General features: G+C 51.1%; 22 protein-coding genes. 3 read left to right on the forward strand and 19 right to left on the reverse strand.

The window, feature by feature from the left end; all coding sequences use genetic code 11:
- Positions 1-250, forward strand: a 250-nt coding sequence (locus tag G598_RS0106985) for an IS3 family transposase (protein ID WP_157833229.1), incomplete at its 5' end; no start/stop codon positions are given.
- Between the two features lie 26 nt (positions 251-276).
- Here G598_RS0106985 and G598_RS0106990 read toward each other — a convergent pair.
- The 13 genes from G598_RS0106990 to G598_RS0107050 form a co-directional block, all read right to left on the reverse strand.
- On the reverse strand, positions 277-795 hold the full coding sequence (locus tag G598_RS0106990) for an ammonia-forming cytochrome c nitrite reductase subunit c552 (protein WP_026766352.1): 519 nt from the start codon (positions 793-795) through the stop codon (positions 277-279).
- Complete coding sequence (locus G598_RS0106995; protein ID WP_026766353.1) at positions 788-1,276, reverse strand: cytochrome c3 family protein; 489 nt, start codon at positions 1,274-1,276, stop codon at positions 788-790. Before G598_RS0106995 ends, G598_RS0106990 begins: the two co-directional genes overlap by 8 nt.
- Before the next feature lie 157 nt (positions 1,277-1,433).
- Positions 1,434-2,342 carry a ribokinase gene (gene rbsK, locus G598_RS0107000; RefSeq protein ID WP_026766354.1) on the reverse strand — a complete coding sequence of 303 codons (909 nt, stop codon included), beginning with the start codon at positions 2,340-2,342 and terminating at the stop codon, positions 1,434-1,436.
- Between the two features lie 15 nt (positions 2,343-2,357).
- Positions 2,358-2,981: a DUF4867 family protein gene (locus G598_RS0107005; protein ID WP_026766355.1), complete on the reverse strand. Its 624-nt coding sequence runs from the start codon at positions 2,979-2,981 to the stop codon at positions 2,358-2,360.
- Entirely contained in the window at positions 2,962-4,299 is a 1,338-nt protein-coding gene (fucP, locus tag G598_RS0107010; RefSeq protein ID WP_026766356.1) for an L-fucose:H+ symporter permease, read from the reverse strand. The genes G598_RS0107005 and fucP overlap by 20 nt, the downstream gene beginning before the upstream one ends.
- Before the next feature lie 23 nt (positions 4,300-4,322).
- On the reverse strand, positions 4,323-5,330 hold the full coding sequence (locus tag G598_RS0107015; RefSeq protein ID WP_026766357.1) for a LacI family DNA-binding transcriptional regulator: 1,008 nt from the start codon (positions 5,328-5,330) through the stop codon (positions 4,323-4,325).
- Positions 5,331-5,346: 16 nt separating this feature from the next.
- Positions 5,347-5,742: a D-ribose pyranase gene (rbsD, locus tag G598_RS0107020; RefSeq protein ID WP_026766358.1), complete on the reverse strand. Its 396-nt coding sequence runs from the start codon at positions 5,740-5,742 to the stop codon at positions 5,347-5,349.
- Between the two features lie 263 nt (positions 5,743-6,005).
- A complete protein-coding gene (gene ilvN, locus G598_RS0107025) occupies positions 6,006-6,506 on the reverse strand; it encodes an acetolactate synthase small subunit (RefSeq protein ID WP_026766359.1) in 501 nt (166 codons plus the stop codon).
- Complete coding sequence (gene ilvB / locus G598_RS0107030; RefSeq protein WP_037363501.1) at positions 6,506-8,197, reverse strand: biosynthetic-type acetolactate synthase large subunit; 1,692 nt, start codon at positions 8,195-8,197, stop codon at positions 6,506-6,508. Before ilvB ends, ilvN begins: the two co-directional genes overlap by 1 nt.
- Positions 8,198-8,404: 207 nt before the next feature.
- Entirely contained in the window at positions 8,405-10,111 is a 1,707-nt protein-coding gene (locus G598_RS0107035) for a methyl-accepting chemotaxis protein (protein ID WP_026766361.1), read from the reverse strand.
- Between the two features lie 18 nt (positions 10,112-10,129).
- Positions 10,130-11,059: a sugar ABC transporter substrate-binding protein gene (locus G598_RS0107040; RefSeq protein ID WP_037363502.1), complete on the reverse strand. Its 930-nt coding sequence runs from the start codon at positions 11,057-11,059 to the stop codon at positions 10,130-10,132.
- A 41-nt stretch (positions 11,060-11,100) separates the two neighbouring features.
- Entirely contained in the window at positions 11,101-12,429 is a 1,329-nt protein-coding gene (locus tag G598_RS0107045; RefSeq protein ID WP_026766363.1) for a hemolysin family protein, read from the reverse strand.
- A gap of 48 nt (positions 12,430-12,477) precedes the next feature.
- Positions 12,478-13,716, reverse strand: coding sequence for a DEAD/DEAH box helicase (locus G598_RS0107050; RefSeq protein ID WP_026766364.1), 1,239 nt, complete (start codon positions 13,714-13,716; stop codon positions 12,478-12,480).
- 546 nt (positions 13,717-14,262) lie between these two features.
- Here G598_RS0107050 and G598_RS0107055 point away from each other — a divergent pair.
- A complete protein-coding gene (locus G598_RS0107055; RefSeq protein ID WP_026766365.1) occupies positions 14,263-15,864 on the forward strand; it encodes a DUF4127 family protein in 1,602 nt (533 codons plus the stop codon).
- Positions 15,865-16,336: 472 nt separating this feature from the next.
- On the opposite strand, the gene G598_RS0107060 is transcribed toward G598_RS0107055, so the two are convergent.
- From G598_RS0107060 to G598_RS17285, 4 genes are all read right to left on the reverse strand, one after another.
- On the reverse strand, positions 16,337-18,832 hold the full coding sequence (locus G598_RS0107060; protein WP_026766366.1) for a DNA topoisomerase III: 2,496 nt from the start codon (positions 18,830-18,832) through the stop codon (positions 16,337-16,339).
- 16 nt (positions 18,833-18,848) lie between these two features.
- Entirely contained in the window at positions 18,849-19,217 is a 369-nt protein-coding gene (locus tag G598_RS0107065) for a YkvA family protein (protein ID WP_026766367.1), read from the reverse strand.
- A 422-nt stretch (positions 19,218-19,639) separates the two neighbouring features.
- On the reverse strand, positions 19,640-20,197 hold the full coding sequence (locus G598_RS0107070) for a hypothetical protein (RefSeq protein ID WP_026766368.1): 558 nt from the start codon (positions 20,195-20,197) through the stop codon (positions 19,640-19,642).
- Between the two features lie 34 nt (positions 20,198-20,231).
- A complete protein-coding gene (locus G598_RS17285; RefSeq protein ID WP_051180042.1) occupies positions 20,232-20,756 on the reverse strand; it encodes a phosphatase PAP2 family protein in 525 nt (174 codons plus the stop codon).
- 172 nt (positions 20,757-20,928) lie between these two features.
- Here G598_RS17285 and G598_RS0107080 point away from each other — a divergent pair, with 172 nt between their 5' ends.
- Positions 20,929-22,185: a diaminopimelate decarboxylase family protein gene (locus G598_RS0107080; protein ID WP_026766369.1), complete on the forward strand. Its 1,257-nt coding sequence runs from the start codon at positions 20,929-20,931 to the stop codon at positions 22,183-22,185.
- 60 nt (positions 22,186-22,245) lie between these two features.
- Here the strand turns inward: G598_RS0107080 and G598_RS0107085 are convergent, their stop codons facing one another.
- Both G598_RS0107085 and G598_RS0107090 read right to left on the reverse strand, forming a co-directional pair.
- On the reverse strand, positions 22,246-23,934 hold the full coding sequence (locus tag G598_RS0107085; RefSeq protein WP_026766370.1) for a GGDEF domain-containing protein: 1,689 nt from the start codon (positions 23,932-23,934) through the stop codon (positions 22,246-22,248).
- A 20-nt stretch (positions 23,935-23,954) separates the two neighbouring features.
- Positions 23,955-25,577: a GGDEF domain-containing protein gene (locus tag G598_RS0107090; protein WP_026766371.1), complete on the reverse strand. Its 1,623-nt coding sequence runs from the start codon at positions 25,575-25,577 to the stop codon at positions 23,955-23,957.
- Between the last annotated feature and the right edge of the window lie 25 nt (positions 25,578-25,602).

Below are 25,602 nucleotides of genomic sequence, written 5' to 3' on the forward strand. Positions count from 1 at the left end.
TCACAAATTGGAAAAACAGGGAATGACCCAAAGTATGTCCCGTGTAGCCCACTGCATTGACAACGGGCCTATGGAAGGATTCTGGGGCATCCTAAAGCGAGAGATGTACTACGGCAAACGATTTACCAGCAAACAGAATCTAATAGATTCGATTGAAAACTACATTCAGTATTACAACTACAAGCGTGTGCAACGTAATCTCGGAATCCTAACACCGATAGAGAAACACACCTTGTATTTAGCCGCATAAAAAGACCGGCAGACGAATCTACCGGCCTAAGAAATCTTATAATTTTTTATTGTCCTCTTGACGGGGAGCGGTTCAAAGGGCAGGCTGGCAAAATCCCAGCCGCTTTCCTTATACCATTTGTCATACATCCAGGAACCCTTGCAGACAATGCAGTTGCCCTTCTGCGGGGGGATGCGCTGAGAATTCAGCTGGTCCACACCGGCCCAGGTATGCCCGCGGGCCACATCATACTGCACCGAGAATTTATAGCCTTTGAAATTCTCCTTGATTTCCGGCTGCATTTCGATATAGGATTTTCCCGGGTCGCTGCCGCCGTAACCGGTGGGGCTTTCCCCGCCCTGATTGTTTTTCATATAGGAATTGTATTCCAACGGATAAGCCTCTTTATAGGCTTCTTTGCCCACATGGGCATAATTTTCATGGGATATCTTGGCCAATTTTACGCTGTCATCATTGGGCGCTGCACCCAGACGCACCACCACGAAGCCGAAGAACAGCGCACAGACGGCCACAATCCCTGCTAGAATCTTTTGCAGCTTACTCAACTTTTATCCCCCCTTCGAGATGGTTGCTTCCATGAGCTATGCGGCTGTGACATTTCAAACAGTCCGCTCCGGTGTCCTTGTCCACGCCCACGGCCATATGCACGCCGCTCATGGTCTGTTCATGGCAGCGCAGGCAGTTGCCATTCACAGTCTTTTCTCCACCCGCAGACAAATCAATCCGCGCCGGATAGTCGCGCAGTACCGCATGATAGGTATCCACCATGCCCGTACGGCCCTTCTCAATCATATAGATGGCCATATTGTCATGGGGAAGATGACATTCCACACAATCCTGTTTGCTATGCGTTGACTTGGCAAAGGATGCTGCTTCACCCTTCATCGCATGGCAGGATCCACAAAACGCCACCGACCCGGAAAAAGACATCATGCCCGCTCCGATGGCACAAACCACCAGACCAATCGCGAATCCGCCCGCCAGACAGCCCAGGGTATGTTTGGTAAAAAATGCTTTCCAATCCACTGCCGCTCCCCTCCTCTCGACTTTGGCCCCATTATATCATTATTCAGAATACTTTGAGGTTGCTACAGCAACTTCCCTGAAAAAAAATTGCAAAAAAAAGCTGAAAAAGCCCACTGCCTGCTTGCAGTTTAACTTTTCCAGCCTGTAAATCTTATCCTTATTGGAAATTCTGTACTTCTTCCACCGTGGGAATCGAAGTCTGTGCCCCCTGACGGGTTACGGCAATCGCGGAGGCTTTGGCACCAAAGTCGATGGCTTCGGCAAAGTTCTCACCGGTAAACCGGCTCATAAAGGCTGCCAGGAAGCAGTCGCCGGCCGCCGTGGTATCCACAGCCTTGACCTTGTATGCGGGGAATTTTTCAACCTGCTCTGCACTTACGAGCAAAGTACCGTCCCCGCCCAAAGTGACCAGCACATGTTTTACGCCTTTGGCAATCAGCGCCTGCGCAGCCGTGACCACTTCTTCTTCCGTTCCCGTGGGCAGGCCCGTGAGCAGCGCCAGTTCCGTTTCATTGGGCTTGGTGATGTCCACCTGTGCCCAAAGTTCATCCGGCAAATCCTTGCGTGCCGGCGCCGGGTCAAGCACGACGGTTTTGCCATGCGCCTTCGCTAGTTTAGCGGCAGCAATCACAGCAGGCACAGGAATTTCAAGCTGCATGACTACCGCATCTGTCTGCGAAAAGCGTTCTTCCTGCTCCAGCACCATTTTTTCGTCCACAGCCGCATTGGCACCGGCAATTACGCTGATGCTGTTCTGCCCACTGTTTTCGATTTCAATGAAGGCCTTGCCGGTTTCCACACCGGCAATTTTTTTGATGCCGTCTGTGTTTACGGAAACCTGTTCCAGATTTCTAAGCATCTGCTGGCCAAAGGTATCCGTGCCGACAGCACCAATCATGGCGGTATTGGCCCCGAGTTTGCCCAGCGCATAAGCCTGATTAGCCCCCTTGCCGCCGGGTACAAGCTTCATGCTGCGTGCCATCACGGTTTCCCCAGCCTGCGGTCTTCTGTCCATATAAACCGCAAAATCCATATTCAAACTGCCGACAACCAATACCTTATCCATGAAAATCCCTCACAATTACCTTATTTCTATGTTTTCTCCCACGAGGCCTATCCAGGCACCGTCCTTATCAAGGCCGCTGTCCTTATGCGCCAGCAGCCATTTATTCCGCTGCAGGAGAAGTTGATTCTCCCCGTTTTTCTCCAGCACAACGTCCAGCGGTTCATTCGTGCCACGGGGCAGCGCCACGCCCATGCGGAACTCCTTGCCGGAAACGCTGCAGGGCGCAAAGTGCAGGGTGGTGGCATAAAGCTCCACCGCCGTACCTGCGGGCACAAGGAAGGCCTCCACCTTAGCGGTATCATAGGTGAAATTTTTCCAGTCAATATCCTGCTGACAGCCCAGCAGCAAAATCAAATCCGTAGCGGCCATATCCACTTCCGAAGAACGGTGATATTCCAAGCCGTTGAGCTTGTTATTCCAGCCGCTGCAATGCCCCAGTTCCACCGGCATTCCGCCAAAGACCTCATCCCGCAAACGGGAAAATACAGGCAGCTGCTCAAACTCCGGTACCGATGGTTCATATTCCACCTGACCTTGTGCCACAGGCTTCCGCTCCCCTATGCAATTGCTAAAATCCTGCAAATCCAAGGGAAGCACACGGCCATATTTACGAAAGGCATCAGCCATTACAGTCTGCAAGTTTCATTTCCTCCCCTTCTTCTAAGCGGGCTTCCTTATGGAAGTACCAAGCGATAAAGGCAAAGCATACGACATTAACGATGAAGGACAGCTGCATGGAACCCGTGATATCGGATACATACCCCTGCAGAGCCGGCACGAAAGCGCCGCCGATAATGGACATCACGATGATGGCGCCAGCCGTTTCCGTGTATTTCTTTTCCACAGCATCCAGCGTGCGGGCATAAATCGTTGCCCAGCAGGGGCCAAAGAGGAAGCTGGCAAAGACTGCACCATAGAGAGCTGCCATGCCCGGAGCAAAGGCCACCACGAAGATATCCAGCACACCGATAGCAGCATAGAGAGCCAGAACCTTGTTGGCCGAGAATTTCGTCATCAAGAAGTTAGCCACAAATTTGCCGATAAAGAAGAAGATAAAGCTTACGACCATGTAATTGGCGGCAGCACGTTCATTGATGGACGGGTCCAGATGCAGAGCCAGACGAATCGTAAAGGACCAGACAGCCACCTGCATGCCCACATAGAGGAACTGTGCCACAATACCGCGTTTGAAGCGGCCATTGCCTGCCAGATAAGAAAGCGTCTTGCCAATGCTGGGCACACCTTCTGTCGAAGCACTCTTAACCTTGCATTTCGGATAGGCCGTAACCGCAAACAGCACAAAGATACCGAGGAGAATGTAAATCATGATATGATAGGGTTCCAACGTATGCTGCAGCATTTCCATTTTATAGGCAGCTGCCTGCACGGCATCCATGCTGGCCAGCTGTGCAGCCATGGATTCGCCTTCCTGGAAGATGAGGTATTTGCCTAAAAGAATGCCGGCAATGGAACCAATCGGCTGGAAGGTCTGGCTGATGTTCAAGCGCAGCGTAGCCGTTTCCTGCGGGCCAAGCATTGTGCTATACGTATTGACCGAGGTTTCCAGGAAGCCCAAGCCGATAGCAATGGCAAAGATGGCCACGAGGAACATCGTATACGTTGCCATATGCGAAGCGGGGAAGAACAGGCTGCAGCCGGCAATGTAGAAGCCCAGACCGCAGAGAATCGCCGTCTTATAGGTCGTATTGCGAATGACCATGGAGGCCGGAATCGAAATCAGAAAATAACCGCTGTAAAACGCACTCTGCACCAAAGCACTGGCAAAGTCGCTCAAGGCAAACACGCTCTTAAACTGCGTGATGAGCACATCATTTAAGCTGGCTGCCGCCGCCCACAGAGGCACCAGACAGGAAAGGAGAATAAACTGAAATACCGGAATCTTGCTGATATAACCATTGTCATACTGTACAATATCGTTGCGATTACCAAAGAGCATTGGTATACCTCCTAAAATTTTCATTAGCCAGCGGCAGGCGCCGCCGTACTACCACGAACCACAAAGTCCGTGTACATCTGCGTTTTCGTATGGATGCTGCCGGGATTCTTGGCCAGCTGCAGAAGCTTCTGCACGGCCAACTCACCGAGTTCCTTTGTATGCACCTTAATGGTCGTAAGCCCCGGCGCAAATACCGCACTGAACTCAATATCATCAAAACCGATTACCGACACATCCTCCGGAACCCGAATATGATGCTTCTGCAAGGCCTGCATTACCCCTAACGCCACCATGTCGTTGTAAGCCACAAAGGCTGTAGGCAGTTCCACGCCTTTAGCAATAAGCCCGTCAAAATATTCGTAGGCCCCGGTAATGGATACCGGCAGGCTAAATAAATACTTTTTCTCCACAGAGAGATTATGCTTGGCCATCCCCTGTTCATAGCCTTCATAGCGTTCATCGCCATTGGGAGAGCTTACATCCCCCTGCAGATAGCCGATTTTCTCATGGCCCAAAGAAGCCAGATAAGACACCGCCCGCGACACGGAATGACGATTTTCCATCAATACCGCGTGGAAGGGCAGGTCGGCAAAATTGCAATCCAGAAGCACCAACGGAATATCCGTCTGCGCAAAGATCTTCGCGTCATTTTCATTAAGCTCGGTCCCCACCAGCAGGATAGCTGCCGAAGGGTCTTCCAAAAGCCGTTCCACCTGCTGCTCGTAATCATCATCATGGCGATAGATGTTTACCAGTTTCGCCTCCATGCCATTTTCGCGGCAGGCAGCCGTGACGCTTTCCAGAAGATTATTAAAGAACGGGGCGTCCGACAAAATCTTACCCGAATCGTGATAAATCACCAGCTTGATGCTTTTGATTTTGTTCTCCGTGATATAGCCGCACTCTTTGGCAATGGCCAAAATCTGCATGGCCGTATCGTGATTTACGCCCTTCTTGTTATTGAGGGCATTGGACACGGTTGCGGGAGAAAAACCGGACAGTTCGCTAATCTTCTTGATATTAACCTTCACGCTTTGTCAACTCCTATTAAAAGACAACTCCTGCCCGCAGGATGACATTGGGATATGGCGTGAACTCGCCGGTACGAATAGCGAAGCGAACCTTTTGCGACAGCTTCTTCAAGTCATCATGGGGCATATATTCATATTCGATATTCCCCAGCTTTTCCTTGATGTACTTGTGCAGCTCCGGGTTATGTTCGTGGATTTCCTCTGCCAGATAGCAGCCTTCCACAGCGGCTTCTGAAAGCAGCGCATCCATAACCTGACGGAATGTGGGCACCCCTTTGGTCACAGCTAAATCAATCACCGTGACTCCCGGAGGGATGGGCATTCCCGCATCCCCGACCATAAATAAATCCTTATGGCCGAGGGCAGCTACACAGCCGGATAACTGGGCGTGTAATATTCCTGACTTCTTCATTATCCATTACCTCCCCGATAAACGTCAAGCGGACTATATAAATATTTGGCCATTTATTTATATAATTTTTATATTTACAAATGTCATTATAATTACATATCTAAAACAAGTCAATAGTTTTTCTTATTTTTTTATATTATTTTCGCTATAAATAGCATAAAAATCGTTTTTTGTTCGCCAAAGTAATAGAAAACCAAAAAATTCCTGTAAATATTTTTATAAATATTTACAGGAATTTTTTATGTTTTATTATTAAATGCTATTTACATCTGCTTAACCGGCACCGGCCCACGAGAAAGGGCGATGGCGCCCGTACGGGCAATTTCGATGATTTCGTATTCGGAAAGGACTTCGATAATGCCGTCAATCTTGCTCTGTTGACCCGTAAGTTCGATAACGACATTTTCCTGGCTCACATCCACGATACTGGCGCGGAAGATATTGACGATATCGATAAGCTCGGCACGGTTGCTCTTATCCGCCCGAACTTTAATCATCACGAGTTCCCGCTCAATGGAATCCACCTCGGACAGGTTGACGATTTTGATGACGTCAATGAGCTTGCCCAGCTGCGTAACCACCTGGTCCAGCTCATTTTTCGATTCCACCGACACCACGATATTGATGCGGGTCACATCCGGCTCTTCGGTGTAACCAGCGGAAATGCTTTCGATATTGAAGGCCCGGCGGCTGATCAGCCCCGATACATGGGTCAGAACACCAGGTTTATTGTCTACGAGAACCGCGAGTAAATATTTTTTCATCATTTTTTACCTCCCAGTACCATCTGGTCAAGCCGCTTGCCGCCCGGAACCATCGGCAGGACATCTTCCTCCTCCGGAATCAGCACATCGATAAGGGCAGGGCCTTCTTCGGCCATGATTTGCGGCAATACCGTATCGAGTTCTTCCTTCTTGGTCAGACGGTAGCCTTTAAGCCCCATGGCTTCCGCCAGTTTCACAAAATCCGTCTTGCCCTTGAGTTCCGACTGGGAATAATGATGATTGTAGAACAGACGCTGCCACTGGCCCACCATGCCTAAGATGCAGTTATGGACAATGACCACCTTCACGTCGATATTGTTGTCCGCAATGGTGGCAAATTCCTGACAGTTCATCATAATACTGCCATCACCGGTAAAGAGTACGACTTTGCTCTTTGGTGCACCTATCTTAGCCCCCATAGCTGCAGGCAGACCGTAGCCCATGGTGCCCTGACCGCCGGAAGTCAGGAAATGACGGGGCTTGAACACATCAAAGAACTGCGCCGCCCACATCTGATGCTGCCCCACATCCGTGACCGCAATGGTATCCTTATCGGAAAGCTCGCTGACTTTCCGAATAAGTGCTCCCGGCTTAATCGCATCGCCTTGTTCCACGAAGCTGAAGGGGTGCTCCTTATGCATTTTGAGGACTTCTTCCTTCCAGCCCTTGAACTTTTCGGCAAAGGATTCTCCAACCGCCGCCAGCTGCTCATTAAAGCGGGGCAGTGTCCAACGCAAATCCCCCAATACCTTCAAGTCAGCCGTAACATTCTTGTTGATTTCCGCCCGGTCAAGCTCAAAGTGAACGATTTTCGCCTTGGGCGCAAAACCATCCACCCTGCCGGTCACGCGGTCGCTGAAGCGCATGCCGATGCACAGCAACAGGTCGCATTTCTGAATGGCCATATTGGATGCATAACTGCCATGCATCCCCGCAAAGCCCAAAAATCCCTCGGTATCAGCTGGCACGGAGCCCAAGCCCAAAAGCGTTGAAGTCACCGGCACGCCTAAAACCTGCGCCAGCTTCTGCACCTCGGCCGCCATATCGGAACTGATGATACCGCCACCGGCAAAAATCAGCGGGCGTTCAGCCTTGCGTACGGCCTCCACTACTGCCGCAATTTCCTCTTCATGACCATCATAGACACCGGAATAACCGCGCAGGTTTACCTTTTCTGGATATTTATAGTCGATTTTGGCGTCAAAGACATCTTTGGCTACATCAATGACTACCGGCCCCTTGCGTCCCGTACGGGCGATAAAGAACGCCTCTTTAAGCACACGCGGCAGTTCTTTTACATCTTTGACCAGATAGTTGTGCTTGGTAATCGGCGTCGTGATACCGAAAATATCGGCTTCCTGGAAAGAATCCTTGCCAATATAGGGATTGGCCACCTGCCCTGTGATGCAGACCAGCGGCACCGAATCCGTGCACGCCGTGGCAATGCCTGTAATGAGGTTCGTTGCCCCCGGCCCGGAAGTGGCAAAGACAACTCCGACTTTCCCTGTAGCCCGCGCATAACCGTCCGCCGCATGAATGGCCCCCTGCTCATGCCGGGTCAATATATGCGGAAATTTCATCTTGTAAACCGCATCATACAGTGTCAGCACCGCTCCTCCAGGATAGCCGAACACCACATCTACGCCTTCCTTTTTCAGGCTTTCCAATACCGCCTGAGCTCCATTCATCATCAAATCAAGCCCTCCCCATCGTCTGCGTAGCCATGACAAAACACAACTTCGCCGTCTCTAAGTTTACATTTCAAGTCAAAGTCATAGGATTATTATACACTATTTGTATACAATATTACAATATGAGAATACCATAAGTATTTATCCTATAAAAGCAAGATAAAAAATACCGGCTAACTTATTCGTCAGCCGGTATTGAATTTCCTGCTATACCTTAAATTTCGCTACTTGTTTTTTAAGGTTTTCCGCACCTTCCATAGATGCGTTCATCTTATCTAAAATATCGTTGGCTTTCTGCGCCACATCGGTAACCTTTTCGGCCACGGTGGTGTTGCCCACAGCCCCTTCATGAGTGGCCTTGGCGATTTCTTCCATGGACTGGTTCATGGTTTCCACGGCGCGGATAAGTTCCTGCGATGCCGTGTTGCTCTTTTGGGCAAAATCATTCACATAATCGGCATCCTCCTGATAGCGGATAGCCGTTTCATTGATGAGTTCGTAATCCTTGCCGACCTTTTCATCCATGAATGTCAGCAGGTCAAAAGCACCATCAGAGAGGTTCTGTACCGAGCCGGTCACCTTGCCGGTCAGCTCCTTAATCTTTTCGGCGGTGTCATGGGACTGTTCGGCCAGTTTTCTAACCTCGTCAGCAACTACAGCAAAGCCGCGGCCGGCATCGCCAGCTCTGGCCGCTTCGATAGCAGCATTGAGCGCTAGCAAATTGGTCTGTTCGGCGATTTCCGTAATATCCTGCGTGAGGTTATTGATGTTATCAACAACCTTAACGGATTCGATGGCTTCTTCGAGGGATTTTTTCGTACCTTCATACATCTGTTCTGCTTCTTTGCTGGATTTTTCCATGGTTGCCTTTAGAGAACTTGCCCGCTTGGCGATTTCCACCGTATAGCCCTCGCTATCGGCAGCAGCCTTAGCTGTAGCATGAATCTTATCGCGGAGATGATCAGAAAGGTTCTGCATGCTCACGGTGGAGGCAGCGGTTTCTTCCATGCCGGCAGCCATTTCCTCGGTTACCGCCGACATATCCTGCGTGCTTTCATTGAGGTTGCCGACCAAAGCCTGAACATCCGTAACCATGTTGGCGCTGTTTTCCGCCTCGTCATGGACATTTTTCAGCACAGTGCGCAAGGATTTCTGCATTTTGGCCAAAGCCTGCACCATCATGCCCACTTCATCCTGACGGGCAGCCAGTTGCTGCGGGATATCCTGGGTCAAATCCCCATCGGCAACAGCGTTGAGCTGTTCGATGGAAGCCGAGAGCGGTGCGGCGATGTTCCGGGCAATCAGGAAGCCCACGGCAATCCCCACCAGCAGGCCTGCCAGAATAATGCCCAGGAAAATCTTGATGGTCAAATCGTAATTGGCGTTGTTTTCCTCAAAGAGCACCTTGCCCTGCAATACATTATCCGGGGTCAGCACCGCCATATCCGTGGCAATAACACCGGTGGCGGAGAGGTTTTCAAAAAGCTTTACCTTATCCTCCTGGGTATTGCCCAGCGATTCGCAGTCCTTGACCTTGGAGGCTACCGTCACGAGGTTCTTTTCCAGGCTGGCGATTGTTTCCTGCGCCCGAGGGCTTTTATCGATTTCCTTGACCTTTTCAATGTCCCCCTTGATGGAGTCCAATCGCCCGCTGATGTCCGCCAGGATGATCTTGCGGCTGTCGGCAGAGAAATCCTGCTGCAAGAGGTAAGCCACATCCACATCAATGCCCCGCAGATGATTGTTGGCATCATTGAGGTACTGGGTGGTCATCAGGTTGTAATTATACATATCATCCAAGGACTGTTTGGACTTGTGATTGGAATAAATCCCTACTGCTGCCACCACACAGGTGATAATCAGCATAATCGCAGAAAGCAGCAGTATCTTGGTTCTTACACTCAAATTTTCCATGACTGTATCCCCCTTCCCTTATTTGCGGAACTGCGCTATGTTTTCCTTGGTAATGGGGGTAAAGTCCACAGTGATGTTCTCCGTGGGAGTCGTCCCCTTCAGACAGGCGTCGGTGAGCTTAAAGGCACCCTCTGCCAAAGCATCCGCATCCTGCTTGACCGTCTGGCTCATTTCCCCACTAGCGATAAGCTTCAGGGCATCATCCACCGCATCAACGCCGGATACCAGACAGCCATTCAAGCGGCCTGCATCTTTAAGAGCCTGCACGGCACCAACAGCCATGCCATCATTTGCTGCAACCACGCCGTCAATCTGCGGGAACAGCTTTAGCCAGAGAGCTACGTCTTTGAGGGCATCTGCTGTGCGCCAATTAGCCGATTTGCTGGCCAGAAGCTGCACATCCGGGCGCTTGTCCAGGCAGGCCTCCTTAAAACCTTCCCAGCGCTTTACGCTGGCATCAAATCCCGTTTCGCCTTCGAGATAGACCACCTTGGCATTGGGCGGCAGATTCTTGGCCATGTATTCGCCCTGCATTCTTCCAGCCTGCTTCTCATCCGTCATGCAGGAAAAGAATTTGCCGCCGTTCAGGCCACGATTGGTAATAATAATGGGAATACCGGCCTCATTGGCCTTCTCCACCATGGGCACCAGCGCCGTAGCATCCACCGCTAGCAGCACAATGGCACCGGGCTTAGCCTCAATTGCTTCCTTCATCTGGTCAATCTGCAAGCTGACATCGCCCTTGGCATCCCGGAATTCCACAGGAATCCCCGCAGCCTGGGCTTTGTTGGCAAAAGATTTCCGGATCATATCCGTAAATCCATTTCCATCCTGATGGCTCAAGTAAAACACCGTGCTTGAAGCACTTCCACCGCCGCCACAACCGCTAAAACACAGCATAGTCATGGCAATCAACATCAACCCCAGTAGTGCACGAAAATTTTTCATCACACCGTCACCTCTTTATCTCCCATAATAAATATAGATAATTAAACGATTTCCTCATGTTCCTCTGTGAGTTCATGAGCTAATTTTATTAAAACACGGGTAATCCGTGCTCCGTCCACTTCTTCCACGTAGAAAAGGTTGCCCTGTGCCGCGGCCATCTGGCCGACTTTCGGCTCGCTGCCAATCTGGTCATAGAGCCAGCCCCCTACGCTGTCCACATCTTCATCTTCAATGGTGAGTTCCAATATATCTTCGAGTTCTTCCAACAGCATCTTGGCATCCACCGAGTAAACATTGTTTCCCCGCGCTTCTGCCGTAGGCCGTTCCTCGTCAAATTCGTCCTGAATATCACCGACGATTTCTTCCATGATATCCTCAATCGTGACCATACCTGCTGTACCGCCGTACTCGTCCACCACAATGGCCATCTGGCTGTGGCTGCCCTGCATGGTCTTCAACAGAACGTTGACATCCATGCTCTCCGGCACCACCAGCGCCTTGCGTGCCAGCTTGCGAAAATTGGGACGCTTGCCGCTGGCCATAGCCTTCATGAGGTCTTTTACATGGAGGAAACCGATAATATGGTCTTTATCCTCTTTGCAGATGGGATAACGGGTCATTTGCTCCGAGAGAATGACATCCATATTGTCCTGCCAACTGTCTTCGAGATAAATGACCACCATATCCGTGCGGGGCGTCATGATTTCCCGCACGTTGAGTTCCGTGAAGTCAAAGACATTGTCCACAAAGTCTGCTTCGGTATCGTCAATCAGCCCCTGCCGATGGCTTTCCTCCATGAGCAGGCGGATTTCTTCTTCGGTATGGGCCGACTCGCTTTCACTGGCGGCCTTAAAGCCCATGCGCGCCGTCACCCAGTTGGCGACATGATTTAAGAGCCAGACAAAGGGATACATGATTCTATGAAAAATCAGCATGGGCAGGGCCACCGAAAGCATGATTTTTTCCACATTCTGAATAGCCATGGTCTTCGGCGTAAGCTCGCCCAGCACGATATGTCCCGCCGTGATGATGGAAAACGCCAGCACCAGCGACAAGGTATGTCCAACCATATCATCAAGACCAACTAAGTGCGTCACAGGTAAAATAAGCTGCGCCACCACGGGTTCACCGACCCAGCCCAGACCCAGCGACGCCAGTGTTATGCCCAACTGCGTGACCGACAGAGACGCATCCAGATGGTCGGTGAGCCGCTTGGCATAAACCGCCCGCCGGCTGCCCTCCGCAATCAGGGTTTCCAGCCGGGAGGAACGGATTTTCACGCAGGCAAACTCTGCCGCCACAAAAAAGCCGTTCATAAAGATTAAAAACGCGACCAGTACTAACTGCAATAGTATCGGCACAATGTCCAAAAGTTATTCCCTCCAAATTTTTTCGTTTACTTGCTTTATTTACCTAGTCTACTTCGCCGTTGCCTTGCGTTTTCCCTGCCGGTTAGTGTGTTTCTTGCTTTTATTTGCCGTCTTTTTTTGCCCGCTTCCGGTGCCCTGTTTTACCGAAGGTTTCTTTTTCGACGGTGCAGGCTTGTCGCCGCCCTTTACGGGCTTAAACGCTATGCCCAGTTTCTTTTCAAGCTGTTCCAGCTTGTAAGCTTCCTTGTTGTCAGCCAAAGTGATAACCGTTCCCTTGGCACCGGCACGGGCCGTACGCCCTGCCCGATGCAGATAAATTTCACTGCTTTCCGGCAGGTCGAGGTTGAATACATAGTCCACATCCGGAATATCGAGGCCGCGAGCCGCTAAATCCGTGGACAGCAGGAGCTTAATGCGCCCGGCCTTAAAATCGGCAATAGCCTTCTGACGGGCCTGTTTGTTGTTGTGCCCCAAAAGCGTCCCCACCATGAAGCCTTCATAACGCAGCTGCGCCAAAATACGCTCGGCATCAAAGACCTTATTGATAAAGACCAGACCGCGCTTCACCGCCAGACGGCGGGCCAGATGGCGCACCGTTTCCACCTTGCTGCGGAATGGCGTCATGCGGTAAAGGTCTTCCCGCAAAGCCTGCACCGCGGGGTCAGCCTCAACCTTGACCACTTCCGGATGCTGCAGGAAATCCGCCCTTTCCAAGGCTTTTTTCGGTGCCGTAGCCGAAACCATCACCACCTGCCGGTCTTCGGGCAACAGGCGCACGACATCCGCCGTATTGGTCATATTCTGATCATCAAACAGCCGGTCAAATTCGTCGAGCACCAGCATTTTAACCTTGTGCAGCTTCAATTTATTCTTTTGCGCCAGCTCGATAATCCGCCCGGCAGACCCCACAATCAGCTGTGGCTTATCTTTCAGCTTATCCATCTGACGGGCAATATTGGCCCCGCCGATAAGCCCCTGCACCTTGATGCCGAGGTTTGCCCCCTGCGCGAGGTCGCGAGCCACACTTACAATCTGCATGGCCAGCTCATAGGTTGGCGCCAGAATAACGGCCTGTACATCGCGGGATTCCGCATCGATTTTCTGCAAAACCGGCAGCAGGTAGGCCAGCGTTTTACCCGTACCAGTGGGGGCCTGCGCCACCAGATTGCCGCCGCCCATTACTTTGGGAATGACCGCGTCCTGTACCTGCATGGGGGATTCGATATTCTGTTTCGTTAAAACAGCGGCTAACGCTTCGCTGATGCCAAAGTCTATAAAATTGCTCATTTTTTGATTACCTTTCTCTTGTTCGTGGTGATTGCTAATGCTTGCTCAGAGCGGGGACACGATTGGGGAGCTGCACTAAATGGCTGGCATGATTATTACATGAATCTAGTTACACGCGCCGGTCACCACGGCGCATTGACATCGCTCTGTCCAGTTTTTTACGTTTGCCAGCCAGCGGAGCAGTCGTTCCGCTCCCCAATCGTGTCCCCGCTCCTGCCTCTTTAGCGGCCGTTGCTTGTTTTTTTGTCGCGTTCAGCGACTACTTTATTGAAAATGTGCTTTCATGTCCCAAAGCACTTCTAACACGCTCCATAGATTCTGACAGCATTATACCATAAAAGACTAGCTTGCGCACAAAACATCGTATTAAAATTAGCTAGCATTGACTTGGGGTAGGGGGCATATTTTGTTCATGCCAGACATTTAGTGCCACCCGCAAAATATGCCCCCTTCCCCAGCCACAACGTACAAAAAGCAGGAATCTCCACCTTTCACCACGAATAAAAATATGGTATTTTATATATGCAACAAAGGAGGTCTATCGAATTGAAAAAAATACTTACGCTGCTTTCCATCGCTCTCTGCCTGAGCCTGCTGCCCAGTAATTTCAGCACCGCAGCAGCCACCCCGGCAACGCATGGCAAGAAAATCATCTTTATCCCACTCGACAACCGCCCCATTACGGACAAGGAAACCCGTGAAGTGGCCGAAAAAGCCGGCTATAACATCGTCGTTCCGCCCGAAACCTTGCTCGGCAGCCGTGAACAGCACGGCGACCCGGACGGACTTTGGCAGTGGCTGCGGGAAAATGCTCCCGGAGCAAAGGCCGCGGTTGTTTCTACCGACGCCATGCTCTATGGCAGCCTTGTCGCTTCCCGCAACCATGAATTAACGCAGGAGCAAATCAACGACCGCGTGAGCCGTTTCCAAAAACTCCATGAAGATTTTCCCCGCCTGCCCGTTTATGGCTTTGGCACCATTTTACGGACGCTTTTAACCGCCAACCATTCTGGTGCAGGCATGGAGCCGGCAATTTATCAGCAGAACGCAGTAAAAATCCGCGACTACAGTGCACTCCGCGATAAAACCGAGATGGGCAAGGCTTCCAAAAAAGAACAGCGGGAAATGCAAAAACTCGAACAGGAAATCGCCCCGGCGGTAATGGAGGACTGGACACACCGCCACAACCTCAACTTCAACGCCAATAAGGACCTGCTGGACCTCACCCAAGCAAATAATTTATCCTTCCTGTTTTTAGGCGGCGATGACGGTGCTTTTTATTCCCAAACCCATTACGAAATCCGCCATCTGCAGGAGTACAGCAAAAACATTGGCAAAACGAAGGTGCAGATAACGTCCGGCGCCGATGAACTCGGCATGGTCATGCTCTGCCGGGCTATCCTCGATGATAAGCGGGATATTCCCTTTGTCTATACCGCCTACAACACCGGCAAGGGGCGCGACACCATTCCCGCTTATTGCAACGAAAAAATCGGCGACGACATGGACAACACCATTATCGCCGCCGGCGGTATGCAGGTTCCTGTACCAGAACGCGCAGAACTGATCATGGCCATCAACACGAATCCGGATGGCAAAACCGGCAGTGCCAATAACCCGGACAACACCATTGTCCCCCGCAAAGGCACTATGCCCTTTGTCCATATGGTCAAGGATTTTGTAGATAAAGGCTATCCCACAGCCGTAGCGGATATCGCCTATGGCAACGGTGCGGACAACGCCTTGATGAATGAGCTGCACAAGGCCGATTTGCAATTCAAGCTGCTGGCCTACGGCGGCTGGAACACCGCAACCAATACCACCGGCTTCCTGCTCGGCACCGGCCTGCTCGCCAAATGGATGGACAGACCGGCACAGGAAGAACTGATGCTGGCCCGTTATTTGGAGGACTGGGGCTATCAGGCCAATGTCCGCCAGAGCCTTGGCAGCGCCGTATGGAGCCAGCCCGGCTACAATCAAGCAACCGGCAATCTGGACGGCGCCCGCAGCTTTGCCGCAACACAGGGCACGATTCTCTTAAAAGATTTTGCCCAGCAAAACATCAGCCTGCCCGCAGGGCTTTCCTTGGAAAAATTACAGATTACCCATCCCTGGAACCGCCTATTTGAATGTGAAATCTTCTTTTGACAAATTGCAGTTTGTCGGCAAGTTCGTGATAAAGGTATCCAGTTCATGCGTTGTCAGGGGCAAACGGGGAGTACTTTTTCTGTTTCCCGCTAAACGACCCCCTCGGAAAAAATAGCTGTCCAGTTACCCGCGCCGGGCAGGCCAACGGCGCTGCTTTCAGCGTATTTGCTTAGCGGCTTCCTACAGGGGCCGGCCTTCACTACGTTCAGGCAGTCGCTCCTAACAGAAAAAGCACTCCCCGTTCACCCCAAGTTGCGGATTAGCCTATTGCCACGAACTCGTTGCTCCCGTCACAAGAACATCGATGTACTTGTTGCTTATCACTACGAAAATGACGGTTTGTACGGACATCACCACCTACGCCTAAACTGAGCTGTAACAAATAAGTTCAATCTCGCAATAACATCGATAAACTGCAATTTATAAAAACTCTGTTGACGTTTTCATGTCAACAGAGTTTTTTATTTTCCATTTATGAATCCAGCAGCGGCATTCCTTTGCTATCATCGAACGTCGCCGTACACCGCGGATAATTCGTGCATCCCCAGAATGCCCCGTTCTTTCCGCGAATCAGCCGCAAATGCCCTTCCCGGCATTTCGGACATAAGTATTTATCATCAGCCGCCTTGTTTTCCTTGGCGGCTTTTTCGAGCGGGCTTGCCGAATACTTTGGCTTATCGCCCCAGTTCTGCCACTGGCGCGGGGCAGGACGGCTGGCCTCGTAGCTGGCCATATCCGCCGCCATCTGCGCCTCGTAATCAACTGCCGCGAACAGGGAATTCAAATCCGCCATATCCTGTGCACTCGGGCCTGCGCCTGTTTGAGCATACGCCATCGTTGGATCAGGTCTTGGCTCCGTCCGCACTGCCCCGCCGCTTTGCCGTGCCAGCTGGCTGGCCGATACTGCCGCGGGGGCCGTACTGCGGAAACTGCGTGCCATTCTGGCCTTGGCATCCTCCAAGTCCGGCTGACCATCTTTGTCGTTGCAGGTCATACGGCATTTCGGGTAGTTTGAACACCCCCAGAACAGGCCGTTCTTGCCTTTGCGCTGGGTCAACACGCCGCTATGGCAGCGCGGGCAGACATTATCCCCCGTGACTTCCATCTGGGCATTGCCCGCCTTAGCGCAGAGTTTTTTGGTAAATTCAATCTGACCGGTCAAAAATTCGGCTAAGGTGCCGTCCCCTTCGGACATGGAATGAAGCTTATCCTCCCAGATGGCCGTAGAATCGGGATAGGTCATTTCGTCAGGCAGGGCATCAACCAGAAGATAGGCCGCCGGCGTGGGCACAAGGTATTTTTTCTTGCCCTGTTTCTGCATGAACTTGCGCTTGACCAAATCCTCGATAATGGTCGCGCGCGTAGCTTCGGTACCGATGCCGTAGACGTCCTTTAACTGCTTTTTGGCTTCGGGATTCTTCACATACTTATGGATTTCCTTCATGCCCGCAAGCAGCGTGGACTCGGTAAAGCGCACCGGCGGTTTGGTGGCCCGCTGAATAATATCGCCCTTTTCATAGGTGACATTATCCTTTTTCTTCATCACGGGCAGGGTGCCGTCGCTTTCCTCACTGTCGTTTTCGTTATCGCTGTCCTCGTCAGCCGCCTTTTTCTTCGCGGATTGGTACATGATTTTCCAGCCCAAATCTCGCTCCGTGCGGCCACTGGCCGTGAACAGTTCCTCCTTATACGTAACCTCCACCTTGGTCTGGTCGTAAAGGTGCACCGGATAGAACTGCGCCATATAGCCACGGGCAATCAGGAAGTAGAGATTACGCTCCTCGGTGGTCATAGTCTGCATGTTCGCCTTGACCGTAGTGGGAATGATGGCATGATGGGCCGAAATCTTCTTGTCATTCCAGGCCCGGCTTTTGCTTTTCGTATCTACGCCGTTCGTCCAGCCCGCCAGCCGTTCGTCTCCGGCCTGTGCCAGATTGGTGATGATTTTCACAGCATCGCCAAACTGATTGGTTGGCAGATACTCACAGTCGGAACGCGGATAGGTGGTGAGTTTTTTCTCGTAGAGCTTTTGCGCCGTATCGAGTACGACCTGCGGCGCATAGCCAAACATCTTGCCCGCCAAAACCTGCAAGGAGGACAGGGAAAAGGGCAGGGGCTGCGGCTCCTGCTTTTTCGTCTTTTGGTAAGCCGAGATTACGCCTTCGCGCGGCTCCTGCTGAAATTCTGCGAGCTTCGCCTCGGCGATTTTCTTATCAATCAGGCGGTTTTCGCTGTCCAGCCCCGCCATGGTATCCTTAGGCTTCCACTGCGCCGTGAAACGGCCATTTTCATGGGCAAACTCGGCCTTGATTGTATAGTAATCGACGGGCTTAAAATTTTCAATCTCCCGTTCCCGGCGTACGACCAAAGAAAGCGTCGGCGTCTTGACCCGGCCAATGGGCAGCACCAGTTTATCATGCCCCGCCCGCCTTGCCGCCAGCGTATAGGCCCGCGAAAGGTTCATGCCGATAAGCCAGTCTGCCCGCGCCCGCGCTAGTGCCGACTGCTTGAGATTAAAGAACTCGCTGTTCTCCCGCAGATTGGCATTGGCCTTCTTGATGCTCGCTTCATCTAAGGCGTTCAACAAAATTCGCTTGACCGGCTTTTTATTACCTAGATAGTCGAGCACCTCATCCACCAACAGCTGCCCTTCACGGTCAGGGTCGCCGCCATGGACGATTTCATCACAGCGCTCAATGAGTCCCTTGACGATAGCAAACTGCTTTTCGCAGGATTTATCGACAAAAAGCTTCCACTCCTGCGGGATAATCGGCAGGTCTTCGGCCCGCCATCTTTTATACTTCGGGTCGTATTCATCCGGTTCTGCCTGGCGCAGGATATGGCCAAAGAGCCAGGTCACGACCCCTTCCCCGGTTTCGAGATAACCGTCGCAGCGGCGCACAGGCCCCTTTAAGCATTTGGCAATTTCCCGCCCCATGCTGGGTTTTTCGGCAATATATAAACGCAATTTTCCTTACTCCTACTCAAAAAATCAACCGATACAAACCATAGATAACCAGCCCCAGCCAACAGATGACAAAGAGCGTTGCCGTAAACAGAATGGCCGGCATATAGCGCAGCATTTTCCCGGCCTGCGCTTCTGCCTGATAGCGCACATGTGAAGGCAGCATATTCGTAAGCCCCATAACCGCCGCCGGCACAATCACCGCATCATCAATAACTCCCGCCAAGGGAATGGCATCGGGTATAAGGTCAATCGGACTGATCAGATATATAATCGCCGCTATCAGCAGCCCCTTCAAATTCCGGGGCGTATCCCGATGCTTAAGCGCCACCAGCATCACGAGCAAATCATAGCGGAACAGCTTCAAAAACGTAAGAATCCTGCGCATATTAACCCCTCTTTCCGTAATCTATTTTCTAATGTTACCACAAACCCAGTCATACTTCAAAGCAAATTGACAGCCATAGGCACAGGTGCTTGCTTTGTGGCAATGAGCGCACTGCCGCAGGCTGGCTCACAAAGCTGCTCCACTAAATACCTCGCTGAAAGCCGCGCCGTGGTAACCGGCGCAAGCAGCTAAACAGGCAAAAGTCCCCATGTGAGTCATTTGCGCGACTGCCACAAAGTAAGTACCTGTGCCCCCTCGCATGAACATTGATAATAGAAACAAAGCACCCCTTCGCATGAGCAGTACGAAGGGGTGCTTTGCTGTGTATTATATTTTAGGAGAGCTTTAACGAAAGCCTGTATATAATATAGCATTATTGAGAATGAAAATCAATAGATGATTGAGATTTTTTTCAAAATCTTTTACATGAGCAATGTCTGAATTTTTTTATCCAAAATCTCCAGATTGTTACTAGAGATAATGAGTATCTCCGTGCCCCTGTCAACTTCGCCCTTGGCCTTCTGCGTACAGGCATGGGATACGGCATTGGTATTGATGACGAGGATATCCGTACCGGCAAGCTTATCCCGGTCAAAATTCTTGCTGCTGCCAATAATCTTAAAGCCGGGATGGCGCTCCGCCACTTTTGCCTGCCAGGCATCTGTGCCCCCGATGACCGCCACCTTCAAGGGCAGGTCAGCAAAGCAGTCCACGGGAACTTCCTCGACTTCTTCCTCTGCTTCTTCGGCAATTTCTTCCACAGGCTGCGGCTCTATCGGCTCATGCCGGCGCAGACGCTCTCGAATTTCTTTTAAGCTGTCCTGCAGGCGAATATTTTCCACCAAAATATCTTCGTACTTTTCCTTATAATTGTTGCGTTCAGCCTGCACGACAGCCAGTTGATTTTCCAAGTCCAGGCATTTACCTTCCAACTCCGCCAGCCGCTTCAACGCACTTTTAGGCGGTTTTGTCTGCGCCATATTCTTCATCTCTCCTCACGCTTTTGTGCCCCATTCAACCAACGCCAATCACTTGACCGATTTTCTTCCACATACGCCATACAAAAGCACTGCCCAAATAGGCGACCACCACGCCAGCCAGCACATCTGTAGGGTAATGTGCGCCCAGATAAAGGCGGGAAAAGGCCATCACGACCGCCAAGGCCATGACCAAAACACGCTCCCAGCCGCGATGCAGACGCCAAACGATAAAGGCCAGCGCAAAAGCACAGACTGTATGCCCAGAAGGAAAGGAAAACGAACGGGGCAAAGGTCCTAACAACATAAGGTCGGGAATTTGCAAAAAAGGGCGGGGACGCATGACCACATGCTTTATGCATTCCCCCACACCACCACAGAACAGTATCGAGATGAGCAACAGAATTCCCTGTCCCCGGCTGCTCCGCCGAAAGGCCAGCAGCATCGCCATAAACAGCCATACGGCACCGAAACTGCCGATAGCGCTGACAAACAGCATGACCGGCGTCAGATAATCGTTGCGTATATATTCCTGTATTCCCAAAAGTATTGCTTTATCCATCGAAAAACCTCCATTGTCCTAGTATAGCATAACCAGACCGGATTCTGCTAATCAAGCCCACATTTTCTTATAACAGAGTGTATATAATAATTGACAATAGTATACCCTCCTGTTATAATAAGTTACAAATTTACAGCTAATAATCATTCTCTCTATCACAAGGAGGAAAGCGATGAGTAAAAAATATTTCCCTTTGTCCGCTGACAAGCTACACGAAGTCATCCAGAAATTCCCTACCCCCTTCCATATATACGAAGAAAAAGCCATTCGCGAAAACATCCGCGCCTTGCAGTCCGCTTTTAGCTGGGCACCGGCCTTTCACGAGCAGTTTGCCGTCAAAGCCCTGCCCAATCCCCGCATTGTGCAGATTCTTCACGAGGAAGGCGCCGGTACCGACTGCAGCAGTCTGGCCGAACTGTTGATTTCCGAAGCCGCAGGATTAAAGGGCGAAGAAATCCTGCTGACTTCCAACGACACGCCCGCCGACGAATTCCAAAAAGCCGTAGAGCTTGGTGCCATCATCAATTTGGACGATATCACTCATCTCGACTATTTGGAAAAGCATGCCGGACTCCCCAAGGTGCTCTGTTTCCGCTATAATCCTGGTGATGAAGTGGAAGGCAACGATATCATCGGCCAGCCCACGGAAGCCAAATACGGCCTGACTCACGAGCAGATGCTGGAAGGCTACCGCCGTGCCAAGGAAAAGGGCGTCAAACGCTTCGGCCTGCACACGATGGTCGCTTCCAATGAGCGCCGTACCGAGGCCTTTCTGCTCACGGCCCGCCTGATGTTTGAACTGGCCATTGAGCTCAAGGAAAAACTGGACATCACAGTTGAATTTGTCAATCTCGGCGGCGGCTTTGGCATTCCCTATCGCCCGGAAGAAGAACCGCTGAACCTGCAGGAAATCGGCGAAGGCATACATCAGCTTTACGACAAAATGATGGTGCCTCACGGGCTCGGCAATACGGCCATTATGACGGAAAGCGGCCGCGCCATGACCGGCCCCGCGGGCTGGCTGGTCTCCACCGTCCTGCACGAAAAGCATACCTACAAAGACTATATCGGTCTGGATTCCTGCATGGCCAACCTCATGCGCCCGGCCCTGTACGGTGCTTACCATCATATCACGGTCGCCGGCAAGGAAGATGCTCCGCTTGACCATGTATATGACGTAACCGGCTCCCTCTGCGAGAATAACGACAAGTTTGCTATCGACCGTAAGCTGCCGGAAATCAATGTCGGCGATATCGTGATTATCCACGACACGGGAGCGCATGGCAGCTCCATGGGCTTCAACTACAACGGCAAGCTCTGGTGTGCTGAACTCCTGCTCCGCGAAGATGGCAATATCGAGCTCATCCGCCGCGCCCAAACAATCGATGATTACTTTGCTACATTGAAATATCCCGGCTCATTGCTATAAAAAAAAACAATATAAAAATACCTGCTTACATTGCTCAAAACAGTAAGCAGGTATTTTTGGTTACTCCCCCACAACCACTTTATTGCGACCACTTTTCTTAGCCTGATAAAGTGCCTCATCTACGCGTTTAAACAGCTCGGCTGTGGTATCGGAATCCGTTTGCCACAGTGTAAGCCCCAAACTACAGGTTATCTTATGTCCGGCCATAGGTTTTTGCTCAACCTGCAGACGAATCTTTTCTGCCAGTGCCTGCAATTCCGGTAAAGTTTGGATATTGGTAAGCACGAGGAATTCTTCTCCCCCCCACCGAATGCAGTCGGATTCATTGTCCAAGAGCTGCCGTACGACAGTGGCAAAACTGCGCAAAACAGCATCCCCCGTATCATGTCCATAACTATCGTTGATTTTCTTAAAGAAATCAATGTCCATCATCAGCAGGCCAAAAGGCTTTCCTGTCTTGCGGGCCACCGCCACTGCGGTTGCCAGTAGTTCTTTTAGTTTGTTGCGATTCCAGCACCCCGTAAGCGCATCGGTCTCGGATTTGCGCTGAACAGCAGCCACTTCTTTCTCCAGCCCCACAGTCCGCCGCAGCAGATTTTTCTCATGGCGCACCTGTTCCCGCAAAATGATGATCACAAAATACAAAAAAGCATAAACGCCCAACGGCGTCAGATATACATGCCAGGGAAGAAGATGATAACGTCCGCCCATACCATCAAAAACGCCCAACAGCGTAAAAACAGCCGTAGGCAAAAGCACCGTCCGGCACAGGACATCTCCCTGCCGCGCCGCCTTTATACACCAGAACATAGCCCAGCCCTCGCATACGGGCAACAAGATGTAAAACACTCCCATAAGGCCATTCATGGTATGCAGCCCTATAAGCTCCCCGCTCATCGCCAGCACAAACAGACCGATATTTGCCGCCAATACATAGTTCATGCGGGCATAAGGTTTATCCTCTAAAAGACTGGCCAGAATCAGATTCGCTGCAATGGGCAGCAGATAAGCCAGCACACTCAAACCATACCACCAAAAAACAGGCCAGTCCCAAAATAGGCTTTTCACATTAGAGGCACAGACAATCCAAAATGCAAATATCACCATAAAAAGAATGATATAGCCATAGAGCCGTTTCCATCCCGGATGATTGAAGTAGTAATAAAGAAACATGATGAAGATTATGGCCACCGCCACAGGAAAGGCCAGTACCAGAGGAACATCCGAAAAAAACAGCTGTGCCATCTGCGCCTGCTCCGTATCCACGGAAAACATGCTGAACCAGCCTAAATCCCTTGGTGAATTGGCATAAAGCTCCATCACCAGCAGCTGCTCTCCGGAAAATTCCGGCAACGAAAGCATATACGGCTGTGAACCATCATCAAAACGATGGGGCTGAAAATTCCCTTTGGCAAAGAAGAATTCCTCCCCCAGCCACATGCGCACTGCCTGTTTCGCCGTCATAAAGAGTAGCACTCTTTTTTGCGGGTCCAAATCCTGTACCGGCACTGCCAGCAACAACCGTTCTATTCCCGGGCTAAAAACAGGCCGCTTTTCCTTATCCCATATCGGCCAATCGCTGACATGCTGCCGTACAAATTCCGGTACACTCTGCCCGGCAGGCAGGGGCTGGGTAAGTTCATAATAACGCCATTGTGTTTCAAATTGCGCAGCTTCCGCCGTGCTGCCATCTGCTCCAGCCAGCCACAGACCCAGGCAGAGCAACAGTCCATATATGATTTTTGCCAAGCCGCTCTGCCTCCTTCTTCCTATTCGGTAACTACCTGATTGCGCCCATTGCATTTTGCCGCATACAGAGCATCGTCCATACGGCGGAAAATGCCCACCTGACTGTCATTTCCATCATACCACTGCGCCACTCCGGCACTGACTGTAATCTGCTGATGCCGGAAAAATTGGTGCACTTCCACCTGATGACGGATGCGCTCAGCCAGCGCCCGCGCCTGCTCCCGCTTAAAGCCGGGACAATAGACCACAAATTCTTCCCCGCCCCAGCGGAAAAATTCCTGTTTTCCCGTCAACTGCGAACGCACCAGCTCACCGAACTGATAAAGCACCCTGTCTCCTGCCTCATGCCCATACGTGTCATTGACGTTCTTAAAATAATCAATATCCAGCATGATGAGCGAAAATTCCTTGCCTGCCGCGATTTTCTGCCGGATAAAATCCTCAAAAGCCCCCCGGTTGCGACAGCCTGTCAGCTCGTCCATCTCCGCCTTGGCCATTGTAGCAGCAATTTCTGCCAGCAGTTCCTCTGCATGCGCCTCCAGTTCCCGTTCCCGGATAACCTGCTCCCGCACCATGCAGACCACAAAGCTGATGCAGGCATAAATGCCCAAAGGCAGCAAATAGACATGCCAACGCCAAAAATGCAGATACAAAAGCACACCATCAGCTATCCCGAGTACGCCCATAACAATCATCGGCACCATGGCAAATCTTGCATATACACGCCCGCGCTTAATCGCTTCCCATAGATTACGGAAGACAACAGCCTGCAAACAAAGCACCGCAGCATAGAGCAGCTGGCGGCACACCAGCAGCCCGTCAAATCCTGCCAATTCCAGGCTCAAAGCCAGTGCCGCCAATCCCGCATAACCCTTCACTACACGTTTTACCGACAAACGCAAATCTTCATCGAGAATTTCCACGATAATGGAATTGGCCGCCACCGGTAACAGATAACAAATGAAATTTTCCAAAAACCGCCAGATTACCGGTGCGTCCCACAAAAATTGCTTAACATTGGACAGGCTTACTGTCCATAGCGACATCAGCAGCAACAACGTCAGCAGTTTAACATTCAAGCACCGCTGTTTTGGCCGATTAAACATATACATCAGTGTAACCATACTCAGCAGCACCGCCACGGGGAGCGCAATAACATAGGGAAAATCCACCGCAAAAACCCGTCTTGCCTGAGCCTGCTGAGTATCCACCACAAAATTTTTGAACACGCCCAACTGATGTGGGAAGTCCGCATACAAATGAAAGAGCAGCATGGTCTCATGCGGCACATAAGGCAGCTCCACCATGTGCCATTTTTTTCCATGCCCTAAAAATTGTGGGCCAAAATTGCCATCGGCATAAATCTTGCTGCCATCGACAAAAACTTCTACAGCCTGTCCATCAAGCGAAAAAAGCAATGTATTTTTCCATGGCTCTGTAGGCTGCATGGATACTTCCAGCCAGACTTCCTGATTTTTCCCCGGGATAGGCGATTGAAAGCTGCCAAAATCAAAGTACTTCCATTTCCCCTGACTTTCCGAAGTGAGATACTGCCAATCGTCGCCAATAACCGCAGCCTCACAGGGCAGCAGCCCCATAAGCATACAAAGAAGGCATAGCACCATTACACCTATCCGTTTCATAGCTCCATGCCTCCTTCACCTCACC

Source organism: Selenomonas ruminantium subsp. ruminantium ATCC 12561, from assembly GCF_000424065.1.
Taxonomy (GTDB): domain Bacteria; phylum Bacillota; class Negativicutes; order Selenomonadales; family Selenomonadaceae; genus Selenomonas_A; species Selenomonas_A ruminantium.